General features: G+C 67.0%; 20 protein-coding genes. 10 read left to right on the top strand and 10 right to left on the bottom strand.

The window, feature by feature from the left end; all coding sequences use genetic code 11:
* The first annotated feature begins 145 nt into the window (after positions 1-145).
* Complete coding sequence (locus DSX2_RS10515; protein ID WP_020881012.1) at positions 146-1,126, top strand: NAD(P)-dependent oxidoreductase; 981 nt, start codon at positions 146-148, stop codon at positions 1,124-1,126.
* Between the two features lie 137 nt (positions 1,127-1,263).
* Here the strand turns inward: DSX2_RS10515 and DSX2_RS10520 are convergent, their stop codons facing one another.
* The 3 genes from DSX2_RS10520 to DSX2_RS10530 form a co-directional block, all read right to left on the bottom strand.
* Entirely contained in the window at positions 1,264-2,685 is a 1,422-nt protein-coding gene (locus DSX2_RS10520; protein ID WP_020881013.1) for a carbon starvation protein A, read from the bottom strand.
* Positions 2,686-2,956: 271 nt separating this feature from the next.
* Entirely contained in the window at positions 2,957-4,702 is a 1,746-nt protein-coding gene (locus DSX2_RS10525) for a LytS/YhcK type 5TM receptor domain-containing protein (protein WP_020881014.1), read from the bottom strand.
* Between the two features lie 168 nt (positions 4,703-4,870).
* Positions 4,871-5,683 carry a LytTR family DNA-binding domain-containing protein gene (locus tag DSX2_RS10530; RefSeq protein ID WP_020881015.1) on the bottom strand — a complete coding sequence of 271 codons (813 nt, stop codon included), beginning with the start codon at positions 5,681-5,683 and terminating at the stop codon, positions 4,871-4,873.
* A gap of 188 nt (positions 5,684-5,871) precedes the next feature.
* On the opposite strand from DSX2_RS10530, the gene DSX2_RS10535 reads away from it, so the two are divergent.
* From DSX2_RS10535 to DSX2_RS10555, 5 genes are read left to right on the top strand one after another with little or no spacing between them, the layout of a single operon-like run.
* Positions 5,872-8,403: an ABC transporter ATP-binding protein/permease gene (locus DSX2_RS10535; protein ID WP_020881016.1), complete on the top strand. Its 2,532-nt coding sequence runs from the start codon at positions 5,872-5,874 to the stop codon at positions 8,401-8,403.
* Positions 8,378-8,905 (top strand): cyclic nucleotide-binding domain-containing protein, encoded by a 528-nt coding sequence (locus DSX2_RS10540; RefSeq protein WP_020881017.1) that lies wholly within the window; start codon positions 8,378-8,380, stop codon positions 8,903-8,905. The genes DSX2_RS10535 and DSX2_RS10540 overlap by 26 nt, the downstream gene beginning before the upstream one ends.
* Before the next feature lie 25 nt (positions 8,906-8,930).
* The gene (locus DSX2_RS10545; RefSeq protein ID WP_152512917.1) at positions 8,931-9,590 is read left to right on the top strand and encodes a hypothetical protein; all 660 of its coding nucleotides are present in this window, start codon (positions 8,931-8,933) and stop codon (positions 9,588-9,590) included.
* A gap of 2 nt (positions 9,591-9,592) precedes the next feature.
* On the top strand, positions 9,593-10,021 hold the full coding sequence (locus DSX2_RS10550) for an ATP-binding protein (protein WP_020881019.1): 429 nt from the start codon (positions 9,593-9,595) through the stop codon (positions 10,019-10,021).
* 18 nt (positions 10,022-10,039) lie between these two features.
* Positions 10,040-10,372, top strand: coding sequence for an STAS domain-containing protein (locus tag DSX2_RS10555; RefSeq protein ID WP_020881020.1), 333 nt, complete (start codon positions 10,040-10,042; stop codon positions 10,370-10,372).
* Positions 10,373-10,541: 169 nt separating this feature from the next.
* Here DSX2_RS10555 and DSX2_RS10560 read toward each other — a convergent pair whose 3' ends face one another.
* Together DSX2_RS10560 and DSX2_RS10565 are read right to left on the bottom strand one after the other, a co-directional pair.
* Positions 10,542-11,897 carry a mechanosensitive ion channel family protein gene (locus DSX2_RS10560; protein WP_020881021.1) on the bottom strand — a complete coding sequence of 452 codons (1,356 nt, stop codon included), beginning with the start codon at positions 11,895-11,897 and terminating at the stop codon, positions 10,542-10,544.
* Positions 11,898-11,938: 41 nt separating this feature from the next.
* Positions 11,939-13,153 (bottom strand): cofactor-independent phosphoglycerate mutase, encoded by a 1,215-nt coding sequence (locus DSX2_RS10565; RefSeq protein WP_020881022.1) that lies wholly within the window; start codon positions 13,151-13,153, stop codon positions 11,939-11,941.
* A gap of 153 nt (positions 13,154-13,306) precedes the next feature.
* On the opposite strand from DSX2_RS10565, the gene DSX2_RS10570 reads away from it, so the two are divergent.
* Positions 13,307-15,061, top strand: a complete 1,755-nt coding sequence (locus DSX2_RS10570) for an EAL domain-containing protein (protein ID WP_020881023.1) — start codon at positions 13,307-13,309, stop codon at positions 15,059-15,061.
* 95 nt (positions 15,062-15,156) lie between these two features.
* On the opposite strand, the gene DSX2_RS18330 is transcribed toward DSX2_RS10570, so the two are convergent.
* A complete protein-coding gene (locus DSX2_RS18330; RefSeq protein ID WP_152512913.1) occupies positions 15,157-15,765 on the bottom strand; it encodes a hypothetical protein in 609 nt (202 codons plus the stop codon).
* 154 nt (positions 15,766-15,919) lie between these two features.
* Here DSX2_RS18330 and DSX2_RS10575 point away from each other — a divergent pair, with 154 nt between their 5' ends.
* Complete coding sequence (locus tag DSX2_RS10575; protein WP_020881024.1) at positions 15,920-16,855, top strand: cation diffusion facilitator family transporter; 936 nt, start codon at positions 15,920-15,922, stop codon at positions 16,853-16,855.
* 59 nt (positions 16,856-16,914) lie between these two features.
* Here the strand turns inward: DSX2_RS10575 and DSX2_RS10580 are convergent, their stop codons facing one another.
* The 4 genes from DSX2_RS10580 to DSX2_RS10595 form a co-directional block, all read right to left on the bottom strand.
* Complete coding sequence (locus tag DSX2_RS10580) at positions 16,915-17,346, bottom strand: PleD family two-component system response regulator (protein ID WP_020881025.1); 432 nt, start codon at positions 17,344-17,346, stop codon at positions 16,915-16,917.
* A gap of 117 nt (positions 17,347-17,463) precedes the next feature.
* The gene (locus tag DSX2_RS10585; RefSeq protein ID WP_020881026.1) at positions 17,464-18,780 is read right to left on the bottom strand and encodes an HD-GYP domain-containing protein; all 1,317 of its coding nucleotides are present in this window, start codon (positions 18,778-18,780) and stop codon (positions 17,464-17,466) included.
* 158 nt (positions 18,781-18,938) lie between these two features.
* Positions 18,939-20,228, bottom strand: a complete 1,290-nt coding sequence (locus tag DSX2_RS10590; RefSeq protein ID WP_020881027.1) for a homoserine dehydrogenase — start codon at positions 20,226-20,228, stop codon at positions 18,939-18,941.
* Position 20,229: 1 nt separating this feature from the next.
* Positions 20,230-21,402, bottom strand: a complete 1,173-nt coding sequence (locus tag DSX2_RS10595) for an aminotransferase class I/II-fold pyridoxal phosphate-dependent enzyme (RefSeq protein ID WP_020881028.1) — start codon at positions 21,400-21,402, stop codon at positions 20,230-20,232.
* Between the two features lie 364 nt (positions 21,403-21,766).
* On the opposite strand from DSX2_RS10595, the gene DSX2_RS10600 reads away from it, so the two are divergent.
* Both DSX2_RS10600 and DSX2_RS10605 read left to right on the top strand, forming a co-directional pair.
* Positions 21,767-22,543 (top strand): YkgJ family cysteine cluster protein, encoded by a 777-nt coding sequence (locus DSX2_RS10600; RefSeq protein ID WP_020881029.1) that lies wholly within the window; start codon positions 21,767-21,769, stop codon positions 22,541-22,543.
* A 187-nt stretch (positions 22,544-22,730) separates the two neighbouring features.
* Entirely contained in the window at positions 22,731-24,089 is a 1,359-nt protein-coding gene (locus DSX2_RS10605) for a lytic murein transglycosylase (RefSeq protein WP_020881030.1), read from the top strand.
* Positions 24,090-24,717 lie beyond the last annotated feature (628 nt).

The following is a 24,717-nucleotide window of genomic DNA, read 5'->3' on the forward strand; positions in this document are numbered from 1 at the left end:
TTCTTTTGTGCATGCCCGGCCCGGCCGTGCCCGGCTTTCCCGCGGTGGACGGCCCGCTTCGCCCGGTATACAAGGGGAAAGCCCTGCCGGGCAGCGCGTCCGCCGGACCCGGCGGCGCCGATAAGGTCATCCGAAGGGAGCATGCATGGACTTTTTCCGCGGCAAGAAGATTCTCATCACCGGTGGGCTCGGCTTCATCGGCTCCAACCTGGCCCGACGCCTGCTCGAACTCGGCTCCGAGGTGGTCCTGGTGGACAGCCTCATTCCGGAGTACGGCGGCAACATGGCCAACGTGGCCGACATCCGCGGCCGCGTCGAGGTGAACATCGCGGACGTGCGCGACCCGCACGCCATGAAGTGGCTCGTGCAGGGCCGCGACGTGCTCTTCAACCTCGCGGGCCAGACCAGCCACATGGATTCCATGGCCGACCCCTACACGGACCTCGAGATCAACGCCAAGGCGCAGCTCTCCATCCTCGAGTCCTGCCGCCACCACAATCCGGAAATCCGCATCGTCTTCGCGGGCACGCGCCAGATCTACGGCAAGCCGGACAGGCTGCCCGTGGACGAGGAGCATCCCATCCGCCCGGTGGACGTCAACGGCATCAACAAGGTGGCGGGCGAGTGGTACCACCTGCTCTACCACCAGGTGTACGGCATCCGCTCGAGCGTCCTGCGCCTGACCAACACCTACGGCCCGGCCATGCGCATCAAGGACGCGCGCCAGACCTTCCTCGGCATCTGGGTGCGCCTGCTGCTCGAGGGAAAGCCAATAGAGGTCTGGGGAGGCGAGCAGTTGCGCGACTTCACCTACGTGGACGACTGCGTGGAGGCGCTGCTCCTCGCGGCCTGCCGCGATCAGGCCTTTGGCCGCGTCTACAACCTGGGCGGCGACCGCGTGGTCTCCCTGCGCGAGCTGGCGGAGCTGCTCATCAAGGCCGCGGGCGAAGGCGAGTTCGTGGTCCGGGAGTTCCCCGCCGAGCGCAAGAAGATCGACATCGGCGACTACTATTCCGACGACGCCCGCATCCGCTCGGAACTCGGCTGGGAGCCGCGCGTCTCTCTGGAGGAGGGGCTGTCGCGCACCGTGGCCTATTACCGCGAACACCTGGCGGACTACCTCTAGGTCCCGCCTTTCGTCTCTCGTTCAGCCTTTTTGGGCGTCGCCTCCTCGGGAGATGGGCGAAAAAAAAGACCGCGCCTGGGCGCGGTCTTTTGCGTGCCGCCGGAGGAGGGTTCTACCGGCGATGCACTGGGGGTTCGTTAGGAGGCGCCTTCCTCGGCCACCTCGCAGCAGCCGCGGAACTTGACCAGGAAGATCACCAGGGAGACCGCCGCGGAGCCGACGCCGATGATCGTGGCCACGTTGAGCGGCAGCCTGAAGCCGATGGGCGCGTAGCACAGGTACGTGTTGACCACCGCGGTCATGAACACCGCGGGCACGGTGGCGATCCAGTGCATCTTGCCCTGCTTGATCAGGTAGGCGGCGCCCGCCCAGAGGACGATGGCGGCCAGCGTCTGGTTGGCCCAGCCGAAGTAGCGCCAGATCACGCCGAACTCGAACTTGGTGATGGCGAAGCCGACCAGGAACAGGGGCACGGAGATCAGGAGCCGCTTCACGATGGGCTTCTGGTTCATCTTCAGGAACTCGGCGATGATCAGGCGCGCGCTGCGGAACGCGGTGTCGCCCGAAGTGATGGGCAGGACGACCACGCCGATGATCGCGAGCAGGCCGCCGAAGCCGCCGAGCAGCGAGGTGCAGACCTCGTTGACCACGAAGGCCGGGCCGCCCTTGGCCAGGGCCGCGTTCAGCGCCGCGGGATCATGGTAGAAGGACATGCCGAGCGTGGCCCAGACAAGGGCGATGACGCCCTCGCCGATCATGGCGCCGTAGAACACGGAGCGGCCGCAGCGCTCGTTCTTGATGCAGCGGGCCATCATGGGCGACTGCGTGGCGTGGAAGCCGCTGACCGCGCCGCAGGCGATGGTGATGAACATGAGCGGCCACAGGGGCAGGCCCTTGGGATGCAGGTTGGCCAGGGTGAGCTGCGGGTAGAAGGTGTGGTCGGAGAGGCACAGGGTGACGGTCAGGCCCACGGCCATGAACAGGAGCACGGCGCCGAAGAAGGGGTAGAGGCGGCCGATGATCTTGTCCACGGGCAGGATGGTGGCCAGGGAGTAGTAGGTGAAGATGATGGCCACCCAGGACCAGGTGGGCATGCCGGACATGGTGGTCAGCAGCTTGGCCGGGCCGAGCACGAAGACGATGCCCACGAGCAGCAGCAGCACGACGGAGAAGCCGCGCATGAACTGCTTGAAGCCGTTGCCCAGGTTCTGGCCGACCACGTCGGGCACCGAGGCGCCGCCGTAGCGGACGGAGAGCATGCCGGAGAAGTAGTCGTGCACGGCGCCCGCGAAGATGGAGCCGAGCACGATCCAGATGAGGGCCGAGGGGCCGTAGAGCGCGCCGAGGATGGGGCCGAAGATGGGGCCCAGGCCGGCGATGTTCAGAAGCTGCACGAGGTAGACCTTGGACGTGGACATCTCGACGTAGTCCACGCCGTCGGCCATCGTGCAGGCCGGGGTCGCACGGCCCGGATCGCAGCCGAAGAGCCGGTCGACGATCTTTCCGTAGACGATGTAGCCGACGATGAGCGCGGCTACGCATGCGAAGAACAGTAACATGGCGGACACCTCCAGAAATTGTGCTTGTGCACCTGCGGCCGAAGCCGCCTCTTGGCTCAAGCCATAGCAGCCCTGGAGGGTCCGTTTCAACGCGGGAGCGCGAATCGCATCATCGGGGGGGCGAAGCGTCGTCTTTTCGGGGCGAAGTGCATCGCCGGGAGGTCTCCCGCAATGGGCGAGCGGGACTTTCGCCGGGCCCCTCGGAAGCGGGCCCGCGAGGGACGCCGCGCGCGTCCCTGTCGGGGAAGGCCGAGGAGGGGAGCGCCCCCGGCTACTGCACCGGCGCCGCAGCCTGCTCGGCCAGGGCGCGGGGCCTGGGCAGGCGGAAGCTGATGCGCGTGCCGTGTCCGGGGCTGCTGGCGATGTCCAGGGCGTATTCGGCGCCGAAGATCTGCACCAGCCGCTGGTTGCAGTTGGTCAGGCCGATGCCCTTGGAGGTGGACTCCAGGCCACCCGCGGCGACCAGGTCGTTCTGCCGCTCCTCGGGCATGCCCACGCCGTCGTCCTCGATGCACACGCACAGATGCCCGTCCTCGCGCCGCGCCGCCACGCGCACCGTGCCGCCTTCCTCGCGGGGCAGGATGCCGTGCTTGACCCCGTTCTCCACCAGCGGCTGGATGATCAGCGGCGGGATGGGCCAGTCCATGACCTCGCCGTCCACGTCCATCTGGCAGCGGATGCGCTCGCCGAAGCGCGCCTGCTCGATGGAGAGGTAGGAGCGCACGCGCGAGAGCTCGTCCGAGAGGGGGATGAAGCCCCGGCTGCTGTCCAGGTTCTGGCGCATGTAGTGGGCCAGGTCCAGGAGCAGCTCGCGCGCGCTCTGGGGCGCGGTGCGGCACAGCGAGGCGATGGTGTTCAGGGAGTTGAAAAGGAAGTGCGGGTTGATCTGGGCCTGCAGCCTCCTGATCTCGGCCAGGGCCAGGAGCTGGTTGGTGGTCTGGATGTCCTCGAGCTCGAGCTGGATGGAGAAGAGCTCGGCCAGGCCGCGCGCCAGCTCGAAGTGGGTCATGTCCAGCGGCTGCTTGCGGGTGCCGTAGAGCTTGAGGCAGCCGACCACCTCGCCCGATTTGCGCAGCGGCACCACCGCGCCGGAGGTCAGCGGGCAGGCGAACCCGGTGCAGCCTATCTCCTCGGCCCCCTCGATGCGCAGGGGGATGCCGGTCGAGAGGACCCTCTGCGTGGCCTCGGTGCGGATGGGCGCGCCCGCCTTGTGGTGGTCCGCGCCCTCGCCCACGTGGGCCAATATCTCGCTCTTGTCCGTGAGCGCCACGGCGGCCACGTCCACGAGCTCGTGAATGATCCCGGCCGTGGCCGCGGCCGATGCCGCGGACAGTCCCTTGCGCAGGTGGCCCACGGTGCGGCTGGCGATGGTCAGGATCTGCTGCACCTGCGTGGAGTCCTGCTTGCCGCGCAGGTGGCTGCGCAGGCTGAAGGCCTCCACCAGCAGGGCCGCGCCGAGCGAGTTGACCACGATCATGGGCAGGCCGATGACCCGCACGAGGATCAGCGCCTCCTCGTAGGGGCGCGACAGGCCGAGGACCAGGCCCATGTGCAGGCTCTCTCCGACAACGCCGAGGATCAGCGCCAGCCGCCAGTCCAGGCTGCGGCCGGGGAGCTTGGCGGCGATGAGCCCCGCGGCCGTGCCTTCGGCCAGGGTGGCCAGGGCGCAGGGCAGGGCGCTGAAGCCGCCCACGTCGATGAGGTAGCGGTGCCCCGCGGCGATGAGCGCGGAGCCGAAGCCGACGGCCGGGCCGCCGAAGAGCCCGGCGGTGATCACGGCCATGGCGCGCAGGTTGGCGTAGGACTGGAAGACGTTGTTGCCGGTGTAGGTGCCGAGGATGCCGAAGATGCCGAAGAGCAGGATCTGCAGGAGGGTCTGCGAGCCGCGCGGCGCGCGCTTGAGGCCGAGCCTGCCCATGGGGGCCAGGGTCAGGACCGCGAAGGCGCAGGCCAGGAGCAGTCCGAAGCGCTGCGAAAGGCTGACGAAAAGATAGGGAATGTAGCTCGGCTCGCCCATTCTGGGGCCTCATCGCGGCCGTTGAAAAACGGCGATCTGCTGCGTCAGCGAAAAAAATCCAGACCGCTTATGTATGCGCAATACACTGCGCGTCCTGGATTTTTTCACTTCCTTGCAGCTCACCATTTTTGAACGGCCTGTGTTTTTCGACCATTTCAAATGGTCGGATCAGATACCCAGGCTGTGCCGGAAGTCCTTGACCCGGCTGCGGCAGACCGTGACGTGGGTGCGCTCGCGGTCGTCCATGATCAGCACGTACTTGCCGTTGACCCAGGTGGTGAACTCGGCGATGCGCCTGAGGTTCACCAGCTCGCCCCGGCCGATGCGGAAGAACGGACGGCCCTGCAGCCGTTCCTCGAGCTTCTCGATGGACGGCATGCCGTGCAGGTGGAAGGTGCCGCTGTCCGCCAGCACCAGAATGCGCTTGCCCTCCACGCGGCAGAGCACGATCTCGGAGAAGGGCAGCAGGCGGATGCGTCCGGCCTGCTCCACGGGCAGGCGGTCGAGCTTCTCGCTGCGGCCCTCGCTCCTGGCCGCCTCCCCCTTGGCCGCCTCGCCGAGCCCCATGCCCTCCAGCAGGCGCTCCAGCACCTGGCGCTCCTCGGGCCTGCCGGAGCGCTCGCCCAGGCGGCTGCGCACCCGCGTGAGGCTCTTGGCCAGCCTGTCGGCCGACACGGGCTTCAGCAGGTAGTCCACGGCGTTCTCCTCGAAGGCCCGGATGGCGTAGTCGTTGTAGGCCGTGACGAAGACGAAGAGGGGCGGGGAGGGCAGGGAGAGGGATTCCCGCAGCACGTGGAAGCCGTCCTTGCCGGGCATCTGGATGTCCTGGAAGACCACGTCCGGCCGCTCGTCGGCTATGGCCGTGAGCGCCGCCGAGGCGCTTCCCGCCTGCAGCACGGAGACTTCGGGGTGGGCCGCCAGGAGCCAGGCCAGCTCGTCCCGCGCAGGGGCCTCGTCGTCGACTACAAGCGCGCGCATCATGCTTCTGCACCTAATGCCGCCCGGGCCGTCTGTCCAGCCCCCGTCCCGTTCCCGGCAGGGCCCGCAGAGGCAGGGGAAAAATGCGTTTGACGAAGGGGGGGGAGGAGAGGCTACATACACGAGACGAATCCACAGCTGCTCATCCCGAGAACGCGACAAGCCGACAACCTGAGGCGGAAGAACACCGGATGGAGAAGGGGAACGATTCGCGCGCGACCGTCCCGGTCACCAAGCGCTCGCTTTTTTCCTGGGTCTGGGCCAGCAACCTGAAGCTCCAGCTTCTCCTCCTCGTGGTCATCGTGATCACGGTCTTCGCGCGCGTCCTGCCGCTCGAGCTGCAGAAGAAGATCATCAACGAGGCCATCGGCCAGCGCAAGCTGAACCTGCTGCTCATGTACTGCGGCTACTACCTGGCCGCGGTCGTCACCTCGGGCGCGCTCAAGTACGTCATCAACCTCATCCAGACCCACCTCGGGCAGCGCGCCCTGGCCGACCTGCGCAAGGCGCTCTACGAGCACATCCTGACCCTGCCGCTCAACTACTTCCGCAAGACCCAGGCAGGAATGGTCGTCTCCTCGCTGGTCACGGAGATCGTGCCCGTGGGCGACTTCGTGGGCATGGCGCTCGGCATTCCCGTGACCAACGTGCTCACGCTCTTCGCCTTCGGAGGCTATCTCTTCTACCTCAACTGGAAGATGGCCTGCATCTCCATGGCCATCTACCCCTTCATCCTGCTCGTCATTCCGCGTCTGCAGCGCAAGACCAACCGGGTCAACAAGCGCCGCGTGGACGCCACGCGGGAGATCTCCTCGAGCATCGCCGAGGCCGTGACCGGCATCCACGAGATCCACGGCAACGGCTCCTACATCCTGGAGAACCGCAAGTTCGGCGCGCAGTGCGACTCCCTGGAGCACTGGCGCATCATCTGGAACCTGTACAAGCTGGCCGTGAAGGCGGTGAACAACCTCCTCGTCAACCTCGCGCCCTTCACCCTCTTTCTGGTCGGCGGCTACCTGATCATCAAGGGCCAGTTCGACCTCGGCGCCCTGGTGGCCTTCCTCTCGGCCCAGGAGAAGCTCTTCGAGCCCTGGTCGGAGCTCATGGAGTTCTACCAGGTCTATCAGGACTCCTCGGTGCGCTACGCGAGGACCCTGGAGTATTTCGACGAGCTGCCCGAGCACGCCATGGAGCCGGAGGGGCGGCCGCCCATGAAGCTCGATCCGCGCATCGAGATCGAGAAGCTGTCCTTCGTGGTCGACGGCAGCATCCGCCTGCTCTCGGACATCAACCTGAAGATCGGCGCGGGCGAGCACCTGGCGCTGGTCGGCTTCTCGGGCTCGGGCAAGAGCACCCTGGCGCTGTGCATCGGCCAGCTCTACAAGTACACCTCCGGGTCGCTGCGCATCGGCGGGCAGGAGGTGGACGACCTCTCGCGCCAGGACATGGCCGAGAACATCGGCTTCGTCTCGCAGGCGCCCTTCATCTTCACCGGCACCATCCGCGACAACCTGCTCTATGCCTGCGAGGCCGAGCTGCACGGCGCGGCGCCCGTGGAGGGCGAGAACATGCCGAGCCTGGACGACCAGATCGCGGTGCTCCAGCAGTCCGGCATCTTCGTGGACGTGCTGCGCTTCGGCCTGGGCGCCATCCTGCCCGGCACGGACGACAGCGGCCTGGCCGAACGCATCATCCGCGTGCGCGAGAACTTCCGCCGCGACTACGGCGAGGCCCTGGCGGACAACGTGGAGTTCTTCGAGGAGAACAGCTACCTGGTCTTCTCGAGCGTGGCCGCCAACCTGACCTTCGGCAGCCCGACCGACCCCGAATGGGCCGTGGAGCGGCTGCCCCACAACGAGGTCTTCCAGTCCTTCCTGGACGAGGTCCAGCTCGGCGCGCCTCTGCTCGCGCTCGGCGCGGAGATCGCCCAGTCCACTGTGGACATCCTGGGCAATCTGCCCAAGGACGCGGTGTTCTTCGAGCAGAGCCCGATTCCGGCCGATGCCATCGACGACTACAAGGACCTCGTCAGGCGCATGGGCAAAAGCAGGCTCTACGAGCTCGCTTTGGCGGACCGCGCCAGGCTCGTGGAGCTGGCGCTGAACTTCACGCCCGGCCGTCACAAGATGGTCGGCATGCCGCTCATGGTCGAGAACATGATCCTCGAGGCCCGGGCGCGCTTCCGCGCCCGCATCGAGGACGAGCGGCCCGGGGCCTTCTCCTTCTACCGCCAGGACGAGTACCTGCACGCGCAGACCATCCTGGACAACATCCTCTTCGGCAAGGCCAAGAGCCTTTCGCCGCAGAACCAGGAGAAGATCAACCAGAGCATCATCCAGCTCCTCATCGAGGAAGACCTGCTCGAGACCATCGTGGCGCTCGGCATGGAGTTCCAGGTGGGCAGCAAGGGTGACAAGCTCTCCGGCGGCCAGCGCCAGAAGCTCGCCATCGCCCGCTGCTTCCTCAAGCAGCCGCGCATACTTATAATGGACGAAGCGACGTCGGCCCTGGACAACAAGTCCCAGGCGCGTATTCAGAATATTCTGGAAACGCGCTACAAGGGCAAGAGCACGCTCGTCGCCGTCGTCCACCGCCTGGACATCATCAAGAACTACGACAAGGTCGCGGTCATGAAGGCGGGCAAGATAGTGGAGTGCGACACGTATCCCGCACTCATGGCCAAGAAGGGGGGCCTTTATGAGCTCGTCCACGGAAAGAAATGAACCCTGCGCGGCCAAGCAGTCGTGCGAGTTCACCCAGAACATCGAACTCCTGCGGCAGGTGCCGCTGTTCGCCGCGCTGCCGCTCGAGCCGCTGAAGATCCTGGCCTACCTCGCCCAGCGCGAGACTTTCGCCGCCGGGGACATCCTCTTCCACGAAGGGGAGGCCGACGGTCAGGCCTTCTACATCATCTCCGGCAACGCCCGCCTGCTGCGCGAGGAGGAGACGGGCACGCGCGAGCTTCGCGACTACGGCGAGGGGGAGTTCCTGGGCGGGCTCGGCCTGCTCGGCGAGATGCGCCGCCTCTTCTCCCTGCGCGCCGAGACGCAGATCCGCGCCCTCGTCCTCACGCGGGAGCGCTTCGCGAAAGTCCTCGAACAGTTCCCGGACATCCATGCACGCCTCGGCGAGGCCATGGTCAAGTTCATCGGGGAATGGGAGGAGCACGTCCTGCGCGACCAGGGCTCGGAATGCCTGGCGTACTGCGGCGTGAGCCTGCTGTAGGGACCTAAGCCGAGGAGGCGGCATGATGACATCGCATTCACGCAAAGACGGCACGACGGTGGCGGGGCGGGGCCTCGCCCGTCTTTTCTGCGCGGCCTTGCTCGCTCTCCTTCTCCTGCCCGGGGCGGCCCTGGCCGCACGGGCGCCGAGCGGCATGGCCGGCATCCGCCTGGGCGACAAGATCGACTCGGTGGCGGACAAGGTCCTCATGAGCACCGCGATGCGGATGTGGGGCCAGGAGTACCTCTCCCGGGTCGACATCGCGCCTCTGCCGGGATTCCGCAGCGGCTACGTCTCCTACGGCGACTGCCTGCATCCCGGCCGCATCGTGCGCATGAAGTTCAATTACGAGGACGGCTCGCGCGGATTCTTCGACAAGCTCCTGGCCGCGCTCAAGGCCCGCTACGGGAGCAATCCGCAGTGGCGCGGGGACGCCTTCGGCACCCTGCGCGTCTGGAAGTGGAGCCTCAAGCGGCCGGACGGCACGCGGGTCAGCCTCATCCTCGAGAACTACTCCGGGGACGACGACAGCTACAGCCGCGGCACCTCCATCAGGCTTTCGGTGCCCGAATGGATAGACGAGGAGGCGGGCTGCTGGCAAAAGAAGGCCGCAGCGGCTGCATCCTCGGCTCCGTCGGATTCGGGAGCCGGGAGGAGTCTCGATTGGTATCTCCCCATGGAGTAGACGTGGCACGCGTCGTTCGTCGTACCTTCACGCTCCGCAACTCGCTTCAGGAGCTCGACACGCTGCGCGAGCACTTGGAGGCGTTCGCGTCGGAATGCGGCCTGACGCCGAGGAGCCTCTTCGAGCTGAACCTCATCCTCGACGAGCTTCTGACGAACGTCATCACCTACGGATTTCCCGGCGGCGGGGATCACGTCATCCTCATGGACCTGGGGCTCGATGACGATACGATGCACGTGGTCATGGCGGACGACGGAGAGCCGTTCGACCCCCGGCAGGCGCCGGAGCCGGAGATGGACGGGCCGCTCGAGAGCCGCAGCATCGGAGGGCTGGGAATCCACCTGGTGAAAAGTCTGGTGCAGGAGATCGACTATCAACGGGCGGGGGGACGCAACGTCCTCAAGCTCACCAAGCGCATGCAGCGCACGTAAAGGGCAGGGAAGGGAATCATGCAGGTGAACGAGAACAAGAACGGGGACGTTGTGGTCCTGTCCGTGACGGGCAGGCTGGATTCCAACACATCTCCGGATTTCGAGGAGCGGCTGCTCGGCCGCATCCGTGACGGAGAGCGAAAGCTGGTGCTGGACTTCGGCGAGCTGGAGTACATCTCGAGCGCCGGACTTCGCGTGCTGCTCAAGGCCACGCGGGAGGTCAAGGCGCAGAACGGAAAGCTGGTCATCTGCGGCGCCCGCGACTACATCCAGGAGGTCTTCGACCTCTCGGGCTTCACCACGGTCTTCGCCCTGGCTCCCGACCTGGGCGGCGCCGTGGGGCAGTTCTAGCCGCCTTCCCGGCGGCGCGATCGATCCGTTTCCGTATCCGACGACAGGGACGCGCGCGGTGCGCGGCCGGACGCATGTCCGGCCCCGCCCGGCCCCGGCCTGCGCGCTCTCGCGCAATCAGTCAGTCATACAGGGATAGTGTCCGGCGCCGGACAGCGCCCGGCCCTTCTCAGGACGGCTTCTTCGCGTCGTTCGCGGCCTTTGCCGCGGCATCCGCCCGGGCCTGGCCGTCCTCCGTCTTCAGGGTCACCACCCGCTGCGGGAAGGGGATGGTGATGGAGTGCTCGCGGAAGAGGTCCCAGATGCGCAGCATGACGTCGCTCTTGACGTTGGCCACTCCGCCCTGCGGATCGCTTATCCAGAAGCGCAGCTCGAGGTTCACCGAGCTGTCCCCGAAGCCCATCAGCCTCGCCGCGGGCGGCGGAACCGAGAGGACGCGCCCGGTCTGTGCGCCGGCCTGCTCCATGAGCCGCATGGCCTGGCGGATGTCGGACTCGTAGCTCACGCCCACGGGGATCTTCAGCCGCACGTCCGGCTTGCCGTAGCTCCAGTTGACCACGCGGTTGGTGATCAGCTCCTCGTTGGGGATGAGGAAGTGCGTGCCGTCGCGCGTGAGCACGGTGGCGAAGCGGGCGCGCAGGTCCGTGACCCAGCCGTAGACCCCGCCCACCTCGATGACGTCGCCGGGCCGCACGGACTTGTCCGTGAGGATGATGAGCCCGGAGACGAAGTTCGCGATGACCTTCTGCAGGCCGAAGCCCACGCCCACGCCCACGGCGCCGCTGAACACGGTAAGCGCCGTGAGCTTCACGCCCAGGCTGTCCAGCGGGATGACCACGGCCACGACGAGCGCCGTGATGCGGAAGAGCTTGGAGAAGAGCACGCGCGCCGAGGGCGTCAGGCTGTGGCTCTGTTGCAGGCGGCTGTCCACGGCGTCCGTGGCCCAGGTGCCGATCTTCAGGAGCACGCCGAGCAGCACCAGGGCCTTGAGCAGCGTGAGCAGCGAGAGGCGGATGTCGCCGAAGGTCAGGGCCACGGAGTCGAGGACGTCCAGGGCCTCCTTCCTGACCCCGGCGATGGACAAGAGGGCCGTGAACCAGATGAGGACCATGAGGCTTCGGCGCAGGAAGACGTCGCTCAGCAGGGCGGCCGCGAAGCGCGTCGCGGCCACGGCCGCGGCCAGGATGAGGGCCGTGTCGAGCAGCGGGAAGGGCAGCTTGTGCTCGCGGAAGAAGACCTCTCCCACGGCGCACAGGAGCACGCCCAGGAGCTCGGGAAGGCTGCGCAGGAACGCCCTGGCGAGGCGCCCGTACAGCCCGTCTTCCCCGTCGTGCGGGAGGAAGCGACCGAGCCAGCGGCCCACGGCCTTGCGCAGCACGGCGGCCAGCAGCCAGGAGAGCACGACGATGACCGCGAGCGCGGCGTACTGCTTCACCGCGCCGGGGCCGAGCATGTTGGACGCGGCCCAGCTCTCGGCCTCGGCGGGCGAGGGCAGGGCGGCGAAGAGGTTCGAGGCGGCGCTCATCGTCCTCGGATAGCCTTGCTGCGGGCCGCTGTAAAGCGGGTTCAGCGTCCGGCCGCGCCCGCCTGCGCCAGCGCCCAGGCGAGCAGGGTGTGCCCGGGCTCCACGCGCAGCCCGGTGGAGGCCGCGGTCTCCTCGGTGAAGGCGGCAAGGCCGGACGGTGTCGGGCAGCCCCTCCAGGAGAGAAGGAAGGGCACGGGATCGCCGTGGTGCGTGCGCAGGGCGATGGGCGTCAGGTGGTCGCAGGTCACCAGGAAGACGACGTCCTCGTCCGCGAGGGCGCGGATCATGGGGGCCACGACGCGGGAATCGAAGCGGCGCACGGACTCGGTCTTGGCCGCAGCGTCGCCGCCGTGGCCGCACTCGTCCGGGCCTTCCAGGTGCACGAAGACGAAGTCCCCGCGCTTCAGGAATTCGAGCGCCGCGTCCACCTTGCCCTCGTAGTTCGTGTCCAGCAGGCCCGTGGCGCCGGGCACGTCGATGACCTCCATGCCCGAGGCGCGGCCGAGCCCCTTGACCAGGTCCACGGCCGAGATGACGGCACCCTTGAGGCCGAAGGCATCCTCGAAGCGCGGCAGGCGCAGCGGCCTGCCCTGCCCCCAGGGCCAGACGGCGTTGGCCGCGCCGCAGTCGATTGCGCCGCCCATGCCGTCCGCGAGAAGCCCGGCCGCCTCGCCGACCAGACGCGAAAGCGCGGGGTTTTTGGCGTATTCGGCCAGATCCTGGGCGATGGGCCTGTCCAGGATGTCGTGCGGCGGGCGGGGGCAGAGCCCCGCGTCGGACCCGGCGGCGGCGTCGCGCTGCACGAGCAGGTGGCGGTACTGCACGCCCGCGTGCATGGTGAAGGTCGCGTCGTCGAGCCGTTCCTTGAGCGCCGCGACGATCGCCGCGGCCTTCGGCGTGGCGATGTGCCCGGCGGAGTAGTCGCGCATCGTCCCGTCCGGGCCGAAATTCTCCACCGTGACCAGGTTCATGCGCCAGATCAGGTCGTCGTCACCGGCCTCGAGCCCCTGGGCCGCGGCCTCGATGGGGCCGCGCCCGGTGTGGTGGCGGGCCGGGTCGAAGCCGAGCAGGGCCATGTTGGCCACGTCCGAGCCCGGGGCCATCCCCTCGGGCACGGTGCGGCAGGTGCCCACCAGGCCGGAGGCCGCCAGGGCGTCCATCGCGGGCGTCCGGGCCGCGGCGAGCGGCGTCCTGCCTCCCAGGCTTTCGACGGGCCAGTCTCCCATGCCGTCGGCGATCAGGGCCACGAATTTCATGCTGCATCCTTTGCAGTGGGCTCGCGCCGTGAAGCGCGGCGGGAAAAGACCCTAGCCCAAGCCCGGCCGGGAGGAAAGCCCCGCGAGGCCGCGGGTCTCCGGGCGGCGGTCCGCTTGACGGAGCCGGGCAAACGTGGGCATATCTCGAAAACCATGCAGGACGGGGAGAACATCGCCACCGAGACGGACACGGCACCCGGGGCTGCTCGGACCGTGTTCTCCGAAACGGCCCTGGACGCCCTCGGCGCGCACGTCGCCGTGCTCGCTCCGGACGGCACGGTGCGCTACGCCAACCGGGCCTGGAGCGGGTTCTCCGTGTCGGCCCAGGGCGTGCCGCTGCGCTGCAAGGTGGGCGAGCGCTGTCTCGGCGTCTGCCTTCCCGGCCCGAGCGGCCCCTGCGCGAGCGGGCAGGACGAGATCGCCGAGGTCCTTTCCGGCAGCCGCGACAGCTGCCAGCTGCGCTATCCCGTGTCCACCTCCGAGGGGCTGCGCTGGTTCCTGATGCGCGTCACCCCGCTCGATCTGCCCGAAGGACGCGGGGCGCTCGTGGTGCACGAGGACGTCACGGCCTATCGCGAGCTCGAGGAACAGCTTTCCCACCACGCCTTCCACGATCCCCTGACCGCGCTGCCCAACCGCGCCCTGCTGCTCGACCGGCTGAACATGGCCGTGCGCCGGGCCAAGCGCCGCGGGGCCTCCTCCTACGCGCTGCTCTACATGGACGTGGACCGCTTCAACCTGATCAACGAGACCCTGGGCCACGTGGCGGGCGACCGCCTGCTCATGGCCCTGGCCCACCGCCTGCTGCACGTCATGCGCGACGTGGACACCCTCTCGCGCTTCGGCGGCGACGAGTTCGTGGTGCTGCTCGAGGACGTGCGCTGCGAGGACGAGGCGAGGCTCGTGGCCGAGCGCGTCCTCAAGCAGGTGCTCGAACCCTTCCGCCTGCGCCGCCGCGAGATCGTCATGTCGCTGTCCATCGGCATCGTCTGCGGCTCGGAGATCTTCGAGAACGCGGGCCAGGTGCTGCGCGACGCGGAGACGGTCATGCACCTGGCCAAGGAGCAGGGCGGCGGCCGCTACGAGATGTTCAGCGAGACCATGCGCGAGGTCACCCGGAAACGACTGCAGATGGAGATGGACCTGCGCCGGGCCATCGACGAGGGCGAGCTCGAGGTGCACTACCAGCCCATCGTCTCGCTGCGCAGCGGCGAGATAAAGGGGCTCGAGGCCCTGGCGCGCTGGAACCATCCCGAGTTCGGCATGATCTCGCCGCTCGAGTTCATCCCCGTGGCCGAGGAGACCGGGCTCATCGTGCCGCTGGGCGACTGGGTCCTCATGGAGGCCTGCCGCAAGCTGGCCGACGTCCAGAAGCGCTACCCCGCGGCCGCGGGGCTGACCATGAACGTCAACATCTCGGGCATGCAGTTCGGCCGTCCGCGCTTCGTCGGCGAGGTGCGGGACATCCTGACCGAGACGGGCGTGCGCCCGGATTCGCTCAAGCTCGAGCTGACCGAGAGCGTGATCATGTCCGACGCCGAGAAGGCGGCGGCCGTGATCCTGGCGCTCAGGGAGCTCGGCGTGCACGTGGTCATCGACGACTTCGGCACGGGCTACTCATCGCTCTCCTACCTGCAGCGCTTCCCGGTGAGCTGCCTCAAGGTCGACCGCAGCTTCGTGCTCAAGATGGACGACGCGCGCGGCAACCGCGAGATCGTCAAGACCATCATCAAGATGGCCCACAGCCTGGGGCTCGAGGTGGTGGCCGAGGGCGTGGAGCAGCAGTCCCAGCTGACGCTCCTGGCCGGGCTCAAGTGCGAGAGCGGCCAGGGATTCCTCTTCTCCAAGCCTCTGGGCGCCATCGAGCTCGACGCCCTGCTCCGGGACAAGCTCGGCGTACTCTGCTAGGGCGTATTTTCCGGAACCCCATCTGACGCAGTGAGAATCCAGTTTTTTATTTCTTTATATAAATCTGTTGTATAGAAGGATCCTCCTCCATAATCTCAAAAGCTCCCTGATATTTCCGCACAGAGACCAGTACGACAAAGCCGCACAAGATAAGGAATTACTTTGTCTTGTGTAACTCCAAGAAGTATTGCCATTTCGTGTCGCATTTGCAAATGGTATTCATTATCAGGTTCTGTTTTCTTAAAACTAGAATTAATTCTTATTGCATTTTCTTCAAATTCTTCAAGTAAGTTGAGCAATTTTATTTCCACAACTCCAAGGTCATTAACAAGTGAAAGAATATACTCTAATTTGTCTGTGTTGTCAGAAATGTTGTTTCTGTTTATCGATTTGCAGTATTCTTTGAAAACGTTGGCGAGTATAGTAATTTTTTCTAATCTTAATGTTCTATTCACATACTCGGATGTGCATAGAAATGCATGAACAAATTCTTCACTTTCTACTATATCTTTCGGTATGGTGCAGTCACATCTTTTTATTTCCTCAAGGAAAAATCTGAGCCTACGTTTTTCAATCGCTCTCGCGACCCTTTCAAGGCTGTTTGAAAAAAATCCACCATAAATTGGGATCAATTCTGATAATAATGCAGAATCATTTAGAATATCTCGCATTAGTTCAGTGACTGAGACATCGCCTGTTTTCATTGGAATTTATCCGAAGGTTTGTGTTTGAATAGATAAATAGAATATAAAATATAGTACCTGGCTGCCATTGGCAATGTGTGTTGCAAACGATTTTTGTTCTCACGGCTGGACCGTATTCGCGTGGCTGGTATACAGCCAGGGCAAGGAGCCGTGAATGCAAGTCACTTCCGTCAGACGCTACGCCATGCTTTCCGTGGCGGCCTCCATCATCGGGCTGATCCTCAAGTTCGGCGCCTGGTACATGACCTCGTCCGTGGGCCTGCTCTCGGACGCCATGGAATCGCTGGTCAACCTGAGCGCGGGCATAATCGCCGTGATCGCCCTGACCGTGGCCCATGCCCCGCCGGACAAGCGGCACGCCTACGGCCACGGCAAGGCCGAGTACTTCTCCTCGGGCATGGAAGGCCTTCTGGTGCTGTGCGCCGCGGTGGGCATCGCAGGGGCTGCCGTCGACCGCTTCCTGCACCCCGCAACGCTGGCCCACCTGGGGCCGGGCCTTCTGGCCGCCGTGGCCGCGGCCGCGGTCAACTGGGGGGTGGCCCGGGTCATGCTGCGCGCCGCGCGCGAGTACGACTCCATCGTGCTCGAGGCCGACGCGCGCCACCTGATGACCGACGTCTGGACCTCGGCCGGACTGGTGGCCGCGCTCACCATCCTGCTCTTCGCCCCCACCCTGGGCTTCCTCGATCCCCTGCTGGCCGCGATCATGGCCGTGAACATCGCGCATACGGGCTGGGAGCTGCTGCGCCGTTCCGTGGGCGGGCTCATGGACCATTCCCTGCCCGAGGAAGAGGAGGAGGCCATCGTCGAGGCCGTGCGCCGCATCGGTCCGGAGCGCTCGGAGATCCACGCCTTGCGGACCCGCAAATCGGGACGGCAGCGCTTCGTGGAGTTCCACTTCCTGCTGCCCGGCGAGACCACGGTCAAGCGGGCGCACGACGTGTGCTGCGACGTGGAGAACGAGCTCAAGCGCATCCTGCCCGCCATGAACGTGTCCATCCACGTGGAACCGCTGGAAGAGCAGGCCGCCGAGGAAGGCGGCGCCATGCCCGAGCGGCACTGCCCGGAGGACGGGCCGCCGGACTACTAGGCCATTGGAGGGAAGGGGGGGCGGTGACTGCCGGAAGGCAGGCGATGGTCAGGTGATGGTCAGGCGATGGCGCCGAGCTCGCGCAGGCGGCGCAGGAGGATGCCGGTACGCAGAGGCTTGACCAGGTAGCCCGCCGCGAGTCCCTGCAGGTGCGCGTTCCAGATCTTGTCCGCGTCGTCCACTGCCGTGGCCATCAGGACGTCCACGCGCTCGCCGTGCGGCACGCGGCGTTCGGCCTCGATCCTGCGGATGTCTTCGAGCGTCGCGAGCCCGTCCCTGCCCGGCATGAGCACGTCGAGGATGACCACGCGGTAGGGTGCCCCCCGGTCCAGGGAATCCCGGATCAGCGAAAGGGCCTCCTCGCCGGATCCGGCCTCGTCGCATTCGGTGTGGGGCGCGAGCGCAACGCGCAGGAGCAGCCGGGCCTCGGGGTCGTCGTCCACGATCAGGAGGCGCGACTTGGCCGTTGCGGAGGGCTCAGAGGGATTCATCTGTTCTTCTGTCCTGGAAACGCGTCGTCTGTCGCGGAGGACATAACGGGCCGAGGCATGAAAGGCAAGGTCGTCCGGTGGCGGGTGCGCCGCGCGACGCTCCGGCAGACCCCGGTGCTAGGCTGGCCGCGCGCCCTGCTCGGGGAAGTAGGTCACCCGCATGCCCGGGTTGAGGTAGGCGACGGCGTCGGCAGGCACCTGGACCGGCTCCAGGGTGGCGGCGACGCTCACGTCCGGGTCGTCGTCCATGTCGAAGATCACGGCTTCCTCGCGCGGCACCTCAGCGTCGTAGAGCACGAGCGAGGGCTTCAGCGGATTGGCCGGGTTGACCGCGATGACCATGGCCAGGATGCCGTTGCTGAGCCTGACGAAGGTCCCGGGCGGGTAGATGCCCAGGGAATGGATGAAGAGCGCGAAGATTTCCATGTCCAGCAGGTTCTGCTGCCGCGTGTACATGTGCGCCAGGGCCTGGTAGGGCGTCATGGCCTCGGCCGCGCCCTGTGGGACGGCCTGGGCGTTGTTGCACAGGTTGTCGTAGACGTCGGCGATGGCCACGATGCGCGCGAGCCTGCGGATGGACTTGCCGGGAAGCCCGCGCGGATAGCCCGAGCCGTCCATGCGTTCGTGGTGCTGGGCGATGACCTCGGCCGCCTCGACCGGAAAGCCAGCCGCCTTGGCCACCGTCTCCACGCCGTACTGCGGGTGCATGCGCACCACTTCCCGCTCTGGCTTGGTCAGCGCTTCCTTCTTGCGCAGGATGCGCCGGTCGATGCGCATCTTGCCCACGTCGTGCAGCAGGGCGCCGAGCCCCAGGCAGTGCATCTCCGCCTTGGACAGGCCGAGCGTGCGGCCGAGCATCAATGAGAGCACGGCCACGTTCAGGGAGTGGCTGTAGAGCGTCTCCTCCTGCTCCGCGACCGTGAGGATGTTGACGATGGCGTCGGTGTCGCCGAGGAAGGTGCCGACCATGGCGTGCACCGTGTCGCCCGCCTGGCGCACGATCTCCTCGGTGCCGGAGAAGATGCCCTGCAGCAGGCCGGGCATGCGGGCCAGGGCCGCCTCGTACTCCTTTTTGCAGCGCTTCAGGCTCTCGTGCTTCTGCCTCAGCTTGGCGATGCGGTCCTTTTTCAGCTGCCAGAGGAACTGCACGGCCGCGTCGCGCTCCGGCGGCACCTCCGGGCGCGCGCCCAGGTGGTGGCCCGACTCGGCCTCGGCCTCGGCCGGGCGCAGCGGGAGATGGTCGCTGCGTTCCGGGATGTAGACGACCTTGTCGATGCCGAGTTTCTTCAGGGTATTGATCTGTTCCCAGTTCTTGATCTTGAACTTGTTGAACAGGAAGGGATGCTCGAACCATGCCCCGTCCAGGCGGATGAACACGCCCGGCTGGAGCTGCTCCACCGCGACGTGGTATTCGGTCTCGCTCTGTCGTGCCATGTCCGCCGCCGGTCTCGGGGAGCCGCGGGGCGCGGCGGTCCCTCCATCCTTCTTGTAGGCGGTTTGCCGGTCCTGGGCAATACTGCGGAATGGGAGCGGAATGCGGTCGCGGCCGCGCGCGGACTTCCGCGCGCGGCCGCGACCGTGGAAAGGGAACGCTAGAGGATGCGGTAGTTGACCGTGGGCGCGGTCACGAAGTCCATGGCGTCGATGGTCGCCAGGGCGTCGTGCACCATGCGCGCCGGGGCCTCGTGGGTGATGATCACGAGCGAGACGTCCGACGCGCCCTCCTCGCCCTTCTGGATGGCCTGGGCGATGGAGATGTCGCGGTCGGCCATGACCCGGGTGATGGCGGCCATGACGCCCGGCCTGTCGGCCACGCGGAAGCGGAAGTAGTACTGGCTCTCCGCGTCCTCCGGGGGAAGGATCGGGGCCGCGGGCAGCGGGTTCTCCGGAAAGCCGGTGTTGTTCGGCTTCCTCGCGTCGCGGGCGATGGCCATGATGTCCGCCAGCACGGCCGAGGCCGTGGGCAGGTCGCCCGCGCCCTGGCCGTGGAGCATGATCGGCCCCACGGCGTTGCCCTCGATGCGCACGGCGTTGTAGTTGCCGCCCACGCGCGCCAGCAGGAAGGTGTACTTGACCAGGGCCGGGAAGACGCCCGCCTCCAGGCGTCCGTCCACCTCGCGCACCTGGCCGATGAGCTTCAGGCGGTAGCCGAACTCGCGCGCGAAGGCGATGTCCTCGCGCGAGACGTCGCGGATGCCGCGCACGGGCAGCTCGGAGAGCGGGTAGTGCTGCCCGTAGGCCAGGCGCGCGAGCAGCACGAGCTTGTGCGCGGTGTCGATGCCGTCGATGTCGAAGGACGGGTCGGCCTCGGCGTAGCCGAGCGCCTGGGCCTCGGCCAGGGCGGTCTCGAAGTCCAGCCCGTTGCTGGTCATCTCCGAGAGGATGAAGTTGGCCGTGCCGTTCATGATGCCGGTGAGCTTCACGATGCGGTTTCCGGCCAGCGATTCCTTGAGCGCCTGGACCACCGGCACGCCGCCCACGCAGGAGGCCTCGTAGTAGAGGCAGCGTTCCCGCTCGCCCGCCAGGGCGAAGAGCTCCTGGCCGCGCTCGGCCAGCAGGTGCTTGTTGGCCGTGACCACGTGCTTGCCCGCGGCGAGCGCGGCGCGCATGAGCTCCTCGGCGGCGGAAAGCCCGCCCATGAGCTCGCAGACGACCTCGATCTCCGGGTCCTCGACCAGGTCCATGAGGCGGTCGGAGACCACGGTGCCTTCGGGCAGCTCTACGCCGCGCGGCTTGTTCAGGTCGCGCACGACCGCGCGCTTCAGCAGTATGTCGTGGCCGATGCGCCGCCTGATCCAGTCGGCGTTCTCGGCCAGGATGCGCACGAGCCCCTGGCCGACGGTGCCGAGACCGGCGAGTCCGATGACGACGGGTTTGCCCACGCTAGCCCCCAAGAGCCTTCTTGATGCCGCGCACGGCCTGGTTGATGCGCTGGCGGTTCTCCACCAGCGCGAAGCGCACGTGGTCGTCGCCGTAGTGGCCGAAGCCGAGCCCCGGCGCTACGGCGGTGTGCCCCTGCTTGAGGAGCATCTTGGCGAACTCCACCGAGCCCATGTGCCTGAACTCCTCGGGAATCCTGGCCCAGGCGAACATGGTCGCGCGGGGCAGGTCGATCTCCCAGCCGATGCGCTCGAGCCCTTCGCAGAGCGCGTCGCGGCGGTCCTGGTAGATGCCGACGATCTGGCGCGGGCACTCCGGCGGCGAGTTCAGCGCCGCCACGGCCGCGATCTGCAGCGGCTGGAAGATGCCGTAGTCCAGGTAGGACTTGATGCGCGTGAGCGCCTGGACCATCTGCTGGTTGCCGCAGCAGAACCCGATGCGCCAGCCGGCCATGGAGTAGCCCTTGGTCAGGGAGTAGAACTCCACGCCCACGTCCTTGGCGCCCTTGGCCTGCAGGAAGGAGGGCGGCTCGTAGCCGTCGAAGCCGAAGTCGGCGTAGGCCAGGTCGTTGATGACCCAGAGCTTGTTCTCCTTGGCGTAGTCCACGATGCCCTGGAAGAAGTCGAGATCCGCGGTCTCCGCGGTGGGGTTGTGCGGGTAGTTGATGACCAGGAGCTTGGGCTTGGGCCAGGTCTGCTGCGTGGCGACGGCCAGGTCCTTGAAGAAGTCCCGGTCCTTGCCGATGGGGATGCGGCGCACGTCCGCCCCGGCGATGATCGCGGCGTAGGGGTGGATCGGGTAGGCCGGGTCCGGCGCGAAGACCACGTCGCCGGGCGCGAGCATGACCAGCATGAGGTGGGCCAGGCCTTCCTTGGACCCCATGGTGACCACGGCCTCGGTGTCCGGGTCGATCTCCACGCCGAAGCGCCTGAGGTACCAGTTGGCGATGGCCAGGCGCAGGCCCTTGATGCCCTTGGAGGCGGAATAGCGGTGGTTGATGGGCTTGTGCGCGGCCTCGCACATCTTGTCCACGATGTGCTGCGGAGTGGGAACGTCGGGGTTGCCCATGCCGAGGTCCACGATGTCCTCGCCCTGGCGGCGCATCTGCATCTTGAGTTCGTTGACCGTGGCGAAGACGTAGGGGGGAAGGCGCTGCAAGCGCGCGAACTGTTCCATTGCATCGGCTCCTTGCAAAGAAAGACAAGGCCAGAGGACGTGCCGAAAAACAGCGGGGAAATCCCGCGAAGGCGCACTGTAGCCGGAAGGCCTGCGGCCGTCAAAGGGAAGCGCGGGCCGATGTCCGTAAGTCAAGGCGCAGCAAGGATCGAGAGGACCCCTTGCGCCGGGCATCGTTCGGTCCTATATCCGGCTCGCCCTCCGATCGTCGGCCGGGCCAACCTCTTTCGGGCGGAGCATCGCTCATGGTCCACGTCCTCTTCGTTTCCGAAAACTGCCCCTAGGGGCCTCCCCCTTCTTCCGGTTCCGGGGCCGGGCCGCGTGCCCGGCGAGTCGCTCCGTGCTGCACAGGAGGAGAGCGCCCATGTCCGAGCGCCAGGATCAGGATCGTTTCCAGGAAGAGGTTTCACGGGATAGAGGCGGGGCCGGGCAGGCGCTCGGCCCCGGCATGGGGCAGGGGCCCTTCGGGCTCTGCCTGTCCACGCTCGAGAAGTTCCTGCTCAAGCGCGGCTTCACGCTGCGCGAGACGTGCGACCGGCTCACCGGGGTCGTCTGGACGGTCTGCGGCCGCGCCGACCTGCCCGGCGAGGTCCGCTATCCGTCGCCCGCCTATCATTATAATGCCCGCGACCGCGGCGCCGACCTCGAGGCGGCGCTCGCCGCCGCCGCCGCGCTGCTCGGCCTCGCGCCGGAGGTCCTGGCCGCCCAGGCCGCGGGCGTGGCGCTCATGCCGCCGGCGGGCTTCGCCTGCCGCCTGTGCGGCTCCTGCTGCACCTCCATGCCGGACGCCTTCCGGGGGCGCCTCTCGTACGAGGAGGTCGCCTGGTGGCGCAGCCTCGGCCTCTACCGCATCCTGCGCCTGGTGGGCGTGGAGGAGCGGGCGGGGCACACGCTCTACACGGCCTGGAAGAATCCGAAGACCGGGAAGTTCTTCAAGCGCTGCCCCTGGCTGCGCGCCCTGCCAGGAGGAGGCCGGGGCTGCGGCATCTACGAGCACCGGCCCCTCAAGTGCCGCTCCTTCCCGATCACGCGCGAGCATGCGGAATGGTCGCACTGCCGCGCCTTCGAACATTTTCCCGTCGTGCCGGATGGCGGCGAGCGCCGCGGGGAGGGCCGCGAGGCGGCGGCCGAAGAGGGCTAGCCCGGGAGCGGACGAACTGCCGCTCGGGCGGTTGCGCCTGCCGGGCGGAATGCATGGCATGATTCTATAGTTGCGGATGCGACGGCATGCATCACGAATGTAACGTGGGGTGCGTGGAAAGGAGTTGCATTTTGAGGCGGCTTTCTTACACTGCGTAAAACGCCTGCAGCAAGGCGAGGAGGTTTTCGTGGCGCAGCCGCGTCTGCACAAAGGGATGTATTTTTCGGCACGCGCGCTGGGCTATTGTTCCCTCGCGTTTCTTCTTTTCCTGCTGGCGTTCGCGACTTTCGGCTGCGCCAAGGGCAAGGATTCGGACCCCTCGGGGGCCCGCACCGCCCAGGCCGGGGCCGACGCCCAGACGGGCGCCCGGACGGATGCCCAGTCCGCCCAGTCTGCGGACCAGGCCGACGCCGCGGCCGCTCCGGTCACGGAGGAGGACGCCTCGCCTCCCCCGGCCGAGGAAGGCGCCGCCGCATCTTCCGGGCAGGCTCCCGCGCAGGCCTCGGCCTCGCCCTGGCCCGATCTGGTGCGCCGCCTCTCCGCCCTGGGCCATGACCCGGAGCGCGTGGCCGCCCTCTACGACCGGCCCGAGACCGTCTACGACCCCATGGTCATGGGGCGCAAGATGCGCACCCTTTACGAGATCAAGTACCGCGACTGGATGTACCAGCGCGTGCAGGAGCGGCTCATCGCGCTCGGCTGGATGCAGGGCGAGGCGGACGGCCGCGTGGGCGAGCAGACCATGGCCGCGGTGCGCGCGTTCCAGCTCCACGAGGGGCTGCGCGTGAACGGCTGGCCGACCTGGAAGCTGCTCGACCGGCTCGACGCCGCCACCGAGCACGCGCCCGCGAATTTCGTGGTCCCGCCCCCGCCCCCGGAGAAGCCGCAGGCGAAGCGCCCGGTCTACACCGGAGCCCTGACGCCCGAGCGCATCAACGAGGCCGCCAAGCTCTACTCCAGCCACAGGAAGCTCTTCAAGGCCGCGGAGAAGCAGTACGGCATCCCTCCGGCCACGGTCCTCGGCATCCTGAACGTGGAGACCCGCTACGGCCGTTCGCTCGGCGGGCACAACGCCTTCGTGGCCCTGTCCAGCATGGCCGCGACCGCTTCCTGGCAGGACGTGGCCCCGGCCTTCGAGGGCCGCACCGTGACGCCCGAGCAGCGGCAGTGGCTGATGGGCCGCATGGCCGACAAGGCCCAGTGGGCCTTCGAGGAGCTGGCCGCGCTCCTGTCCTACGCCGAGAGCTGCGGCCGCGAGGCCGCGACCATACCCGGCTCGGTCTACGGGGCCATCGGGCTCTGCCAGTTCATGCCTTCCTCGGCCGTGCAGCTCGGGGTGGACGGCAACGGCGACGGCAAGGTGGACCTCTTCTGCCTCGAGGACGCCGTCTTCAGCATCGCCCGCTACCTGCACGCCAGCGGCTACCGCACCGGCAAGAAGTACGCCTCCGCCCGGCGCAAGGCCGTGTGGCGCTACAACCACAGTGAAATGTACGTGAACACTGTCCTCGACTCCGCCGACATGGTCGGGCGCAAACTCCGTTAGCTCAGGGCGCTGAAAAGGCACCGTCTGCGGCGTCGCCGCGAAAAAATCGCGCCCTCGCGTATGTCGCAATACGCGTCGGGCGCGATTTTTTCTTGCGCCTTGCATCTGACGCTTTTTGAGTGCCCTGAGAGAGAAGGTTGTTGTCTCTTGGCGGCTTTTCACGCCCGGGTTGCCTGGGACGCAGGGGCCGAGCGTGCCATGAGCGGAACAGGTCGAGGCTTAGCCTCGCGTGGGAGGGGCCAGGGAGGGGCGCGTGGTCAGGGCGCTGAAAAAGCGCCATCTGCTGCGTTGCTGCGAAAAGTCCAAACCCTCGCGTAGGCGGACTACGCGTCGGGCTTGGACTTTTCTTGAGCCTTGCATCTGACGCTTTTTGAGCGCCCTGAGAAACGGGGGACGCCGTTTTTCGGCGGCTTTTCACGCCCAGGCCGCCCGTGTTCGTCGGCCGGCATATCGAGAGCGAAGGAAGGTCAAGGGGTAACCCCTTGCGGGGAGGGTCCAGGGAGGGCGAGGAGCCCTCCCTGGTCGGGGCGCTGAAAAGGCGCCATCTGCGGCGTCACTGCGGAAAGGCCAAACCCTCGCGTATGCGGAATACGCGTCGGGCTTGGCCTTTCCTTGTTCCTTGCATCCG

The organism is Desulfovibrio sp. X2 (assembly GCF_000422205.1).
Classification (GTDB): domain Bacteria; phylum Desulfobacterota; class Desulfovibrionia; order Desulfovibrionales; family Desulfovibrionaceae; genus Alkalidesulfovibrio.